Source organism: Actinoplanes sp. NPDC024001 (assembly GCF_040638955.1).
Classification (GTDB): domain Bacteria; phylum Actinomycetota; class Actinomycetes; order Mycobacteriales; family Micromonosporaceae; genus Actinoplanes.
The window spans coordinates 1-9,794 of the sequence record NZ_JBEZZB010000257.1 but is presented as its reverse complement, the minus strand read 5'-3'; the positions used below and the strand labels follow the sequence as shown (position 1 = coordinate 9,794).

General features: G+C 67.7%; 14 protein-coding genes. 3 read left to right on the top strand and 11 right to left on the bottom strand.

The window, feature by feature from the left end:
• Window positions 1-149: 149 nt before the first annotated feature.
• The 8 genes from AB0F81_RS48315 to AB0F81_RS48280 form a co-directional block, all read right to left on the bottom strand.
• On the bottom strand, window positions 150-623 hold the full coding sequence (locus AB0F81_RS48315; RefSeq protein ID WP_360210693.1) for an STAS domain-containing protein: 474 nt from the start codon (window positions 621-623) through the stop codon (window positions 150-152).
• A gap of 279 nt (window positions 624-902) precedes the next feature.
• Window positions 903-1,877 (bottom strand): alpha/beta hydrolase, encoded by a 975-nt coding sequence (locus AB0F81_RS48310; protein WP_360210691.1) that lies wholly within the window; start codon window positions 1,875-1,877, stop codon window positions 903-905.
• 28 nt (window positions 1,878-1,905) lie between these two features.
• Window positions 1,906-2,253 (bottom strand): BON domain-containing protein, encoded by a 348-nt coding sequence (locus AB0F81_RS48305; RefSeq protein WP_360210689.1) that lies wholly within the window; start codon window positions 2,251-2,253, stop codon window positions 1,906-1,908.
• Between the two features lie 184 nt (window positions 2,254-2,437).
• Window positions 2,438-3,379 (bottom strand): potassium channel family protein, encoded by a 942-nt coding sequence (locus AB0F81_RS48300; protein WP_360210687.1) that lies wholly within the window; start codon window positions 3,377-3,379, stop codon window positions 2,438-2,440.
• Window positions 3,380-3,511: 132 nt separating this feature from the next.
• The gene (locus tag AB0F81_RS48295) at window positions 3,512-3,730 is read right to left on the bottom strand and encodes a hypothetical protein (RefSeq protein ID WP_360210685.1); all 219 of its coding nucleotides are present in this window, start codon (window positions 3,728-3,730) and stop codon (window positions 3,512-3,514) included.
• Between the two features lie 279 nt (window positions 3,731-4,009).
• Window positions 4,010-4,426 (bottom strand): PRC-barrel domain-containing protein, encoded by a 417-nt coding sequence (locus AB0F81_RS48290; RefSeq protein WP_360210683.1) that lies wholly within the window; start codon window positions 4,424-4,426, stop codon window positions 4,010-4,012.
• Between the two features lie 307 nt (window positions 4,427-4,733).
• Window positions 4,734-5,525: an ABC transporter permease subunit gene (locus AB0F81_RS48285; protein WP_360210681.1), complete on the bottom strand. Its 792-nt coding sequence runs from the start codon at window positions 5,523-5,525 to the stop codon at window positions 4,734-4,736.
• Window positions 5,515-6,414 carry an ABC transporter ATP-binding protein gene (locus tag AB0F81_RS48280; protein ID WP_360210679.1) on the bottom strand — a complete coding sequence of 300 codons (900 nt, stop codon included), beginning with the start codon at window positions 6,412-6,414 and terminating at the stop codon, window positions 5,515-5,517. Before AB0F81_RS48280 ends, AB0F81_RS48285 begins: the two co-directional genes overlap by 11 nt.
• A 69-nt stretch (window positions 6,415-6,483) precedes the next feature.
• On the opposite strand from AB0F81_RS48280, the gene AB0F81_RS48275 reads away from it, so the two are divergent.
• Together AB0F81_RS48275 and AB0F81_RS48270 are read left to right on the top strand one after the other, a co-directional pair.
• A complete protein-coding gene (locus AB0F81_RS48275; RefSeq protein WP_360210677.1) occupies window positions 6,484-6,945 on the top strand; it encodes a MarR family transcriptional regulator in 462 nt (153 codons plus the stop codon).
• 140 nt (window positions 6,946-7,085) lie between these two features.
• Window positions 7,086-7,274: a hypothetical protein gene (locus tag AB0F81_RS48270; protein WP_360210675.1), complete on the top strand. Its 189-nt coding sequence runs from the start codon at window positions 7,086-7,088 to the stop codon at window positions 7,272-7,274.
• A 202-nt stretch (window positions 7,275-7,476) separates the two neighbouring features.
• Here AB0F81_RS48270 and AB0F81_RS48265 read toward each other — a convergent pair whose 3' ends face one another.
• The gene (locus AB0F81_RS48265; RefSeq protein WP_360210673.1) at window positions 7,477-7,836 is read right to left on the bottom strand and encodes a hypothetical protein; all 360 of its coding nucleotides are present in this window, start codon (window positions 7,834-7,836) and stop codon (window positions 7,477-7,479) included.
• A 227-nt stretch (window positions 7,837-8,063) separates the two neighbouring features.
• Between AB0F81_RS48265 and AB0F81_RS48260 the strand changes: the two genes are divergently transcribed.
• On the top strand, window positions 8,064-8,507 hold the full coding sequence (locus tag AB0F81_RS48260; protein ID WP_360210671.1) for a PRC-barrel domain-containing protein: 444 nt from the start codon (window positions 8,064-8,066) through the stop codon (window positions 8,505-8,507).
• Window positions 8,508-8,586: 79 nt separating this feature from the next.
• Here AB0F81_RS48260 and AB0F81_RS48255 read toward each other — a convergent pair whose 3' ends face one another.
• On the bottom strand, window positions 8,587-9,150 hold the full coding sequence (locus AB0F81_RS48255) for a YetF domain-containing protein (protein ID WP_360210669.1): 564 nt from the start codon (window positions 9,148-9,150) through the stop codon (window positions 8,587-8,589).
• Window positions 9,151-9,173: 23 nt separating this feature from the next.
• Entirely contained in the window at window positions 9,174-9,557 is a 384-nt protein-coding gene (locus AB0F81_RS48250; RefSeq protein WP_360210667.1) for a hypothetical protein, read from the bottom strand.
• Window positions 9,558-9,794 lie beyond the last annotated feature (237 nt).

Genomic DNA, 9,794 nt, shown 5'->3' with positions numbered 1-9,794 from the left:
CCTTGTCCTTGGGCGTTTGGGTGGGCGGCCCTGCCCGGCGTGGGGGCCGGGGCGCCCATAATTGCGGGCGGGTTTTATCTTAACCCGGGGGGCGGAGCCCCCGGGGCGCCTGCCGGGCGGCATCGCACGCTCGACACACCAGCAGCCCACTATCCCTCCGCCGCATGCGAACTGCACGCTGAGAGCCCGGTTCTGGCGGCCGTGGTGTCCGAGAAGATGCGAAAAAGGCTTTCCAACCTGCTCACCCGCAGTACGGCGTGGACCGGGTAGGAGGGACGGACCAGGCATACCTGACCGCCACGCCGGCCGCTCAACTCGTGCACATGCACCAGCTCGGCGTAGCCGGTCGAGTCCATCAGCCGGACGCTGCTGAGGTCCAGAACGACGTTGTGGTGCCGGTTGAGAGCATCGGTGAGAACGGTGCGCAGTTCGGCGGTGGCCGACTGATCGATGTCACCGTAGAGCCGGATGACGCAGGCCCAGTGATGCTCCGCCATGGCGGCACCCCACCGTTGTTTGATCACGCCCGGCAGGTCGCCGGCATGCCCGGTCTCGCCGCACTGCGGACAGTGGTGCGGACCGATCGCCAGCGGGGCGCCGACCCATCCGGCCCGGCTGACCACCGACCAGACGACAGGCCACTGCTCCGGTAGACACTCGATGTCTTTGATGGACGCCCCGCACGAATCGCACACGAGTGACACCGTCTCGCTGCCGGAGCCGGGAACCGCAGTCACGCGAGGCCCCCGAGGATGCTGAACGAGCGTCTCGTGGTCAACGTACTCTCCCGCCCCGAGTGTGAGCCCCTACGGTTTCGCTTCACCGTGGCGGTGTCCCAGCGGTTTCGTGACGGTTCCATGACAATGCGGCCGAAATAGTCAGCCGGCGGTCGTCGCCCGGATCTACCGGTCGTGACACCGTGGACCACACCAGTCGATGACCGCACGAACGTAGTCAACGGGTACTTCGAACGGCGGCGCATGACCCACACCGTCGAGGACCACCAGGGCCCAGTCGGGCCGTTGTGCCGTCCAGTCATCGATCAACGCGCGGGTAGTGAGGCGATCGTCATCGCCCCAGACGAGCAAGGTAGGTGACACGACGCGCCGCATGGCCTCGAGCACGGGTCGCCGGCGGACGAACATCAGTGACATCAGCGAGGCGTACACCGTGACCGCGCTTCCCAGACGCGTCGGCGTCACCGCCGCCATCTCGTCCCGCATCAGGCCGGCAATCTCCGGCGACATTCTCGTCAGGTCACCGCCCGCATACCACTTGCTGCCCGCAATAGACGCGGGATCGTCCAGCACCCGCAGCTGCGCCGCGAGCAGGCGCCGCCCCCAAACGCGCAGCAGCACGAGGGCGAGGGGTGGGACGACGGCCAACCCGGTCCGGCCGACGGTCTGCCACAGGCGTGCCTCTCCGCCGCTCAGCGGGGGAGGCAGCGCCGGCACGATCAACACTAAACCGGCGACTCGTTCGGGCGCCTGGTCGGCGAACAGCATCGTCACCATCGCGCCCGCCGACCAGCCGTGAACCACGACCCGATCGAGCCCGAGCGCGTCGACGAACGCGCGGAGAAACAGCGCATTGGCTTCGATGCTCGCCGCGCGCCGGTTCGGCAACGCAGTGTGGCCGGCGATCGTGCCGGGCAGATCCACCGCGATCGCATACCCGTGCGGTCGCAGTTCCGCGAGCACGTCGAGCCAGTTCGAGGCACTGTTCGCCGGATTGGGAATGAGCAGGTGAACGGGCGAATCCGGGGTCCACCTCTGCCCGGTCGCCAGGTAGTGCACCGTCGTGCCGCGCACCTCGACCGTCTCGCTGTGAATCCCGGACCAGCGAGCGGCGCGTTCACCCCAGTCGGTGTACTGCACAACTCCAGGCTATGCCCGTCCCCGCGGATCACGCCGGATCAGTGCGCCCGGTGCCCTCGTCGGCGATGGTGAGTGCGTTGCAGACGTCAGTCACGTCCCTGACGGACCACACCCGTCCCGCCGCGGCACAGCGAGCGGCTTCGGTGCCGACGGCGCCCTCGAGGATCACGACGCCGTTCTGGACGCTCACCTCAATCGATCCGCCGGTGACGGCCGGATCATTGAGCAGCGCTTCTGCCACCCGTAGGGCGAGTCTGCGCTCCGCGCCGATGCGGGGCGCGGCTTCCGGACGAGACGCCAGCGCGCCGTTGTGGTCCTGTCGAGAGCCACCGTACGCCCATCCGTTGTACCCATCCCGGTACCACCACCAGTACATGATGTCCTCCCGCGATCGCGACCCAGGACCGAGCCGATGGCTTCTGCCGGCTATCAGCCTCACCGGCCCCTGTGGCGAGGCCCCTGCGATGGTGTGACGAATCGATGACTGTTGACCCGCGACACGCGCGGGACGGGCGACCGGCACAGCTTCACACCCTGCGACCCCTGGGTGAGCTGGGGCCTCACGGTCGGCTCTGTACCTGGATCAACCGGTCGTCCGCGGCGAACGCTCTGATCTGGTCGTAGCGCATGAGTTCACCGTTGCGCACCACAGCGAGAATGAGGTCTTCGCAGTCCTTCGGCGACGCCCCCACTTCGTCCTGTCGCGCCGGGCGGTCGATGAGGCGCAGGCCGTTTCCCTGAATCAGCAGGTCGCCGATGACCTCGCTGGCGGCCGGACTCCGCGCGGCCAGACCCAGCAACCTGCCGGCAGCCTCCGACGACGTGATGACCGAGGTGGCACCACTACGTCGCAGCAGCGGCACATTCTCCGATGCTCGTACCGCCACGGTGATGGTGGCACTGCCGGTCAATTGGCGAACACTCAACGTCACGAGGGCGGCGGTGTCGTCCCGGTCGGCGGCGACGATGACGCGTGCCGCTTCCTCGACGCCGGCGCGCCGCAGGATCATGGCACGGGTGGCGTCGCCGACGATGGCGGCGTGACCGTCAGCGGCGGCTTCCTGTGCGGTTGTCGCGGACGCGTCCACGACAACGAACTGCACATCCTGGTCCGCCGCTTCACGAAGCACCCGGACTGCGGCCCGGCCCTTGTTGCCATACCCGATGACCACCGTGTGTCCCCGCAAACGAGACCTCCAACGAATCAGCCGCCACTGCCGGCGGGTGCGCTGTGTCAGCACCTCGAACGTGGTACCCACCAGGAGCGCCAGGAAGAAGACCCGCAGTGGCATGATCACGACCAAATTCACCAGCCGGGCCGATCGCGACACCGGGACGATGTCGCCATATCCGGTCGTGGACAGGCTGACGCCGGAGTAATAAGCCGCGTCCAGCACTGACACATGCCCGTCGCGGTTGTCGGCGTATCCCTCCCGATCCAACAGAACCGTCACGGTCATCGCTGTCACGGCGGCGAGAGCCAACAGCAAACGGCGTGTCATCGTTCGCACCGGACCCGCCTGCCGCCGCGGCAGCATGATCTCTTCGCTAGCCGAACTCACCGTCGACCTCGCCCGTCTCGCCGCAGGACATCGGCGTCAGTCTCACCGGACATCGCGGCTGTGTCCATTCGACTACACGATCCGCCGGCCGGCGAAGCGATCATCGCGCCGGGGGGACTCCGTATCCGGCACGGCGAATGTCGCCACGACCGCGACGCCGGCACCGACCGCGAAGCTGTTCCACGTCGCGGCCGTGGCACTGGCGCCGCCGTCGTATCCGAGCAGGAAAGGCGCGGCGATCAGCCAGAACCCGAGCACGATGGGGGCCAGTCCAAGCAACTCGGCCGCCATCGGGTGAGAACCTGCAACGTAGCGATGACGGACAGGACCACTCCCACCACCACGTCGTTCCAGGCTGCGCGGACGCCCGCGAAGAATCCGCGCTCCCACAGGAACGCGGCGAGCACCAGCCACAGTCCCGCCACCACCAGGGCGCCGGCCACCATCGCCCGGCGGCGGTCGCGAGACCGCCGTGGACCGGGACGCCGAATCACCGCGGGAGATGTGGGCCGCCTTGCCGCCCTTCTGCCGCTCCTGATAAACATGGAACCCACCTCGTCGCTTCGGCGGTCAGCGGACGAAGCCACCGGACGGCGGAGAGTGACCGGCCAGCCAGAACGGCGCATGACAGTAGTAGGCATACAGGTCGGCGAGCTGCCTGTCATGATCGGCTCCGGCAGGGTCGTACTCCGGTGCGGCGGCGACCTGGAACCATGATTGATCGATGTCGACGGCGTCGCCGGCCACCCGGACGACGGCCTCCGCCGGCACGAACACGGGCGTCGCGAGAATTCCCAGCAGTCCACCGTGGTCGACGCGCAGCAGGCGCACGGCCCTCCGGCCACGATCGATCAACAAGTCGCCGACCTCGCCGATCTCCTTACCGTCGCGATCCCGCACCCTACGGCCGCGAATGTCCTCAGCCGGGTCGTTCGGCACGTGCAGGTCGTCACTGAGGGATGCGAGAACACAGGATTCCTCGGCCATGGCGTGTTTCCCCTCTCCGTACCACCCGGCACGAGCGCCCAGGCGCGGGGCGTTCTGTTGGGAAGCTACGAGGCAACCTCTGCGGCAATCGCACGGAAGTTGGTCAATCTGATGACAAACCCGGTGGGAATCGACGGGCGCGCGCCATCCAAGGGCAACGGCGGCTGTCCGCCGTGGGGCTATTCCGGGCTGAGAAGGAACCGCGCACGACCGGCCTCATCTTGCGTCGCGTTGTCGGAGACTGTGAACAGCCGCATGACGATGGCGGGTGGCTAGCGGCGGGATGACGGCTACCGCCGCACGCGCCTCAGGTGTTGAGGTCACGGCGGTTGAACCAGAGCGCTCCGGCAGCCACCAGCACGACCGCAGCGCCGAGCAGGATTCCCGCGCCGGCCCATGGGACGCCGTGCCGTAGCGGTTCGGACCCGATGTAGTAGTAGAACGGGGACAGGTACCGAGCCCAGGCGATGCCGAGCTGGCCGGCGAACGCGTGCAGGCCGTACGCCAGGACACCGATCGCGGCGGTGACCATGAAGACCAGGCCGCGCCGGCCGGTGGTCGCGCCGATGCCGATGGCGAGCCCGCCGAAGGCGATCGCGAGCATCGCGAGTTGCAGGCATTGGGCGGCGAACTGGGGGATCGAGATGCTGGCGAGTTGCGCACCGCCGCGGATCGCCAGCATGCCGGCGAAGACGGCGGCGGCGATGCCGAACGCTCCAGCCGCCAGAGCGGCGAAACGGTGCAGCAGGAACCGGGTGCGGCTGACCGGATGCGCCAGCAGCAGGTCGAGGCGGCCGGCCTCCTCGTCTGCCGCGATGGCGCGGGCGCCGGTCGCGGCCCCGTAGAACATGGCGATCAGCGGAAGGATCAGGCCGAACACCGAGGAGCCGAGATAGCCGGCAGCCGAGGTCAAGTCCTCCAGGCGCAACGCCTCTCGCATCGCCTGCGGGTAGTTGGCGACGGCTTCGGCCATCTGCCCGTCGGCGAGTTGCGGGTAGAAGGACGCGTACATCACGGCGGTCAGGGTGGCGCCGACCACCCAACCGGCCAGGGCCCGCCGGTCGTCGGTGAGGGTCTTGGTGAACACGTCAGGCCGCACGGGTCGCTCCCGAGTAGTAGATGTGGAACAGGTCGTCAAGGGCCGGTTCGGTGGCCAGCAGTCCGGTGACGGTGTGCCGTGTCGCGGCGCGCAGCAGGGCGTCCGGGGTGCCGGTGAGCCGGCAGCGCAGCACGGTCTCGTTAACGGTCAGGTCGCTGACGCCGGGTATCTGGGCGAAGTCGGCGGCGACGATCGGCTCGGCGAACATGAGCTCGACGGCGCGGACGGCTTGATGCCGCAGACCCGCGACGGTGTCGAGGGCGACCAGCCGGCCGTCACGGATGATGGCGACGCGGTCGGCGACGGCTTCGACCTCGGCGAGAACATGGCTGGACATGAAGACGGTGGCGCCGCGGCGGGCGGACTCGGTGACCATCGCGAGGAACGTCTGTTGCACGAGTGGGTCGAGGCCGGAACTCGGCTCGTCGAGGATGAGCAGCTCGGGCTCGTGCATGAACGCCTGGATCAGGCCGACCTTCTGCCGGTTGCCCTTGGAAAGACTCTTGATCCGGGCGCCCTGGTCGAGGTCGAGCCGCTCGGCGAGAGCATCGATGCGAGCGGCCGGAACGCCGCCGCGTAGTGCGGCGAGGAACCGCAGGCACGCTCGGACGCTCTGCCGTCCGTCGACGGCGAAGTCGCCGGGCAGGTAACCGATTCTGCGGTGCAGCGCCACCGCGTCGGTGCGCGGGTCGAGGCCGAACACCCGGGCGCTGCCGGCCGTGGGGCGGATCAGGTCGAGCAGCAGCCGGATGGTGGTGGATTTGCCGGCGCCGTTGGGGCCGAGGTAGCCGAGCACCTCCCCCGCCCGCACCTGCAGGGTGAGCCCGTCGAGGCCACGGCGTCTGCCGTACGTCTTGGTGAGGTTGTCGAGCACGATGACATCGTCCATGCACCTACCGTAGTAAACTTTCAGAGATCTGTGAACACTTAGAGGTCTCTGTGCAGATACGATGACGCTGTGACCGACGACCTGACCCACGCCGCCGAGCACTTCGCCTTGACCCTGTCGCAGTACGGCTTGCAACGCATGACCGCCCGGGTGATGGCCGCACTGCTGTTCACGCAACAGGACACGATGACCGCCGGCGAGATCGGCGCCCAACTCGGCGTCAGCTCCGGCGCCATGTCCGGAGCCCTGAAGAACCTCACCGAACTAGGCATGATCGAGAAGGTCCCGGCACCCGGAAGCCGCCGCGACCACTTCCGCTTCCGCGACAGCGCCTGGGCCACCCTCATGTCGAAACAGAACACCGCACTGACCCTGATGACCGAGGCCGCCGACGAAGGCATCAAGGTCGCCGGCGCGGACAGCCCGGCCGGTCAGCGCCTGGCGGACATGCGCGACTTCTACAGCTACATGCTCAGCGAGATGCCGGCTCTGATCGAACGCTGGCGAACCCGGACGAGCCAGTCCGGGTGAGCTTTGCCGCTGACTGTCCACCCGGCCTAACGATACGGTTGCGCTCACCGCCGTTTTGATCATGCTCGCAATGAGCGCGCTGCTCGCCACGGCCAGCGCCCATCTCTACCGGGCACGCGATCTGAGCAGATGACAGCACGATGCGGCCGGTTGCGGTGGCGAGTCAGCAGCCGGCCGATCGCATACGCCACGACAAGCGCACCATCAGCCGCTACGAGCACCGCACCCGCATCCGATCCGCGCCGCTCAGTGAGCACCGCAGCGAGCATGAAGAACACGGCGAGGAAGACGACCGGAATGCATTGCCGCAGCCGCGCGGTAAACGGTGATCTCCTATCCGGCCGAGGGGCGATTATGCCGTTGCTCATGCATTCGACTCTGGCGTACCAGTGACGCGGACAACCTTCAGCGCCATGACGGATCGATGACGCCGCCGACCGTTCACGCGCTCGACGCTCAGCAACGGATCGGCCACGTAGAACTTCGGATCACGACCCGTTACGAGACTGTCATCAGCCCGAGGGACCACCGTCAAAGGGTGCCTGGAGCATTGTCGATAGCTGAACCCTCCTGCGCCCGTACGGGTTGTCCGCTGCCCGGCATCCCGTACGGGCGCGCATCAGGCAACTGCGGCCCATTGATGGTGGCTCCCGTCGCCAGGTTCGCTTCGGGTCCGACTTCCATGAACCGAATTTTCGAATCCCGGTCGCTCGACGAAGAAGAACCGCGCTCCCCCGACGGCACCGCGAGGGCGGCGACCAGCATGACGAGCCCACCGACCAGGATCAGCCAACCGATCGCATAGACCGCCCCGGCGGCTGCGGCGCCCGCGCCGACAACCGCTGTGCAGCCGAGACAGCTGTCCCAGCCCGCTCTTTCACTGATCGACATGGCCGGTTCCGGGCGTCGTCATCGCAGTTCCTCCGGTAGCTCCGTACCGGCTCAAGTTCACACGACACCGGCGCCGCCGGTGGGTGACCGTTCCGATCGACGCCGGACTGACATGACCCTGTCACGGAAACGCAGAGACAGACGCGGTTCGCCTTGAGGAAATGCCGCGTCACTGTGATTCAACCCGTATCTCCGGTGGTAGCCGAAGCACCTTCACGCCGTATCTCATGAAGGGAGAATCCGATATGGCAGCCGATAAGAACACCGCCACGCTGATCAAACTCAGCGACAGCGAACACATGCTCGCCGACCCGGACGCGGACATTCGTGGCCGCAAAGTGGTGGATCGTGACGGCGAGGACTTGGGCAAGGTCGACGACCTGCTCATCGACGCCACCGAACGCAAGGTTCGGATGCTTCGCATCGAGCACGGCGGCATCCTGGGCATCGGCGCGACCCCGTCGTTCGTCCCCGTGGACGCGGTAACGGCCGTCGACGACGACGTCGTACACGTCGGCGAGGCACGCGAACGCGTCACCGGATCGCCTCGCTACGACCCGGATCTGGTTAACACCGGCGAACTCTACGAGCAGCTGTACCGGCACTACGGGTATACGCCGCTCTGGCCTGCCGACAACGTCGCTCCGGAGGATCCGACCGGCCGACGTTGACCTGCCGCGACGGCCGGCTCTGTGCGGCGGCGACCCCGTTCGGGTCGCCGCCGCTGCGGTGCACGGCAGCCAGTCGGCTTCATGGGCGCCAATCAGTCGTCGCGCCCTCGACAGCCCGCAGGGCACTCCAGTCGCCCGCCTGGGCGGCGGAGATCACGCTGAGACTGCCGTCGGTCTCCAGGACGACGGCGGCCACCTGACTGAGGTCGCCGATGCCCTGGGACCGGACAGCCTGCTGGACCTCTTCATCGGTCACCCGCTGCTCCCGCATAGGGCCGTCGAGCAGGCACCCGTCGCGTACCAGGAGCGTCGGTGTCGACTTCAGCAGGCGCCGCACCGTCCGCGAGCGCACCGACAGCCAGGTTGCCGCGAGTTGCAGGCCGAGCAGGACGACCAGCGCGGCGAAGCCCTCGATCAGGGCGACATCCCGGGACAACAGAATGGTGGCCAGCGTCGAGCCGATAGCGACCGTGACGACCAGGTCGAAGGCGTTCATCTTGGCCAGCGACCGCTTGCCCGACAGACGCAGCAGCAGGATGAGGGCGGGGTAGGTCAGCGCACCCACAACCGCCACCCGCCACAGGTCGGTCCAGTTGTCCACCAGCATGACCGTCGGCGTACCCCGCATGGTCTCGTGTCTCACATGACGGGCGCCCCGTTCCAGCGCTACGGGAGAGTGACCGCGCGCTGGCGTACCTCCGCCCGGCACTGTGCGGCCAGGGCTCCCATGTCCTGCTCTGCCTGCTGCAAGCGATTCAACGCCCGCTGCAGACGGGCGGACTCGAGCCCGCCTACAGCCTGCGCCGCCTCATCCAAAGTCCTTGCCGCCTGCTGCGCCAGATCCAAGCCGGAGCGGCAGCTCACCGGTAGGACGGCAACCGTCCGATCGGCCTGCGGTGCGACGGCGGCCGGCTCGGTCCGGGCATCGACCACCCGCTGACGCTCCGGCGCCGGGCTGAGGCTGACGCCTGCCGATACGCCGAGCAGGAATGCCAGGCCGGCAAGCACCGCGACTCGGCCAGGCGGAGAACGGCGCCAACGTCCTTCCATGATCGCTCCTTCGCCGACGGGATCCGCGGCGGCCAACCAGCAATGCCGACAAGGAGCCGGACGATCAAGCTCCAACCGGGTGACCATCCGCGGGGATAGCGGTCGTTCACACCTTGACTCCTAGCAGTCGACGCCAGCTCGGCTGGGCTTGACCCGATTCGACGGACAGGGTCGATGAGTTGATCTTCACGCTACCTTGAGGGCGGGTAGCGGGGCGAGGCTGGTGCCCGTCTCGTA

Excerpts from the sequence above, each read along its gene's own strand:
- AB0F81_RS48305 (WP_360210689.1), bottom strand. The coding sequence starts at position 2,253 with ATGTACTGGTGGTGGTACCGGGATGGGTACAACGGATGGGCGTACGGT.
- AB0F81_RS48300 (WP_360210687.1), bottom strand. The coding sequence starts at position 3,379 with ATGACACGCCGTTTGCTGTTGGCTCTCGCCGCCGTGACAGCGATGACC.
- AB0F81_RS48295 (WP_360210685.1), bottom strand. The coding sequence starts at position 3,730 with ATGGCGGCCGAGTTGCTTGGACTGGCCCCCATCGTGCTCGGGTTCTGG.
- AB0F81_RS48290 (WP_360210683.1), bottom strand. The coding sequence starts at position 4,426 with ATGGCCGAGGAATCCTGTGTTCTCGCATCCCTCAGTGACGACCTGCAC.
- AB0F81_RS48280 (WP_360210679.1), bottom strand. The coding sequence starts at position 6,414 with ATGGACGATGTCATCGTGCTCGACAACCTCACCAAGACGTACGGCAGA.
- AB0F81_RS48270 (WP_360210675.1), top strand. The coding sequence starts at position 7,086 with ATGCGGCCGGTTGCGGTGGCGAGTCAGCAGCCGGCCGATCGCATACGC.
- AB0F81_RS48265 (WP_360210673.1), bottom strand. The coding sequence starts at position 7,836 with ATGTCGATCAGTGAAAGAGCGGGCTGGGACAGCTGTCTCGGCTGCACA.
- AB0F81_RS48260 (WP_360210671.1), top strand. The coding sequence starts at position 8,064 with ATGAAGGGAGAATCCGATATGGCAGCCGATAAGAACACCGCCACGCTG.
- AB0F81_RS48250 (WP_360210667.1), bottom strand. The coding sequence starts at position 9,557 with ATGGAAGGACGTTGGCGCCGTTCTCCGCCTGGCCGAGTCGCGGTGCTT.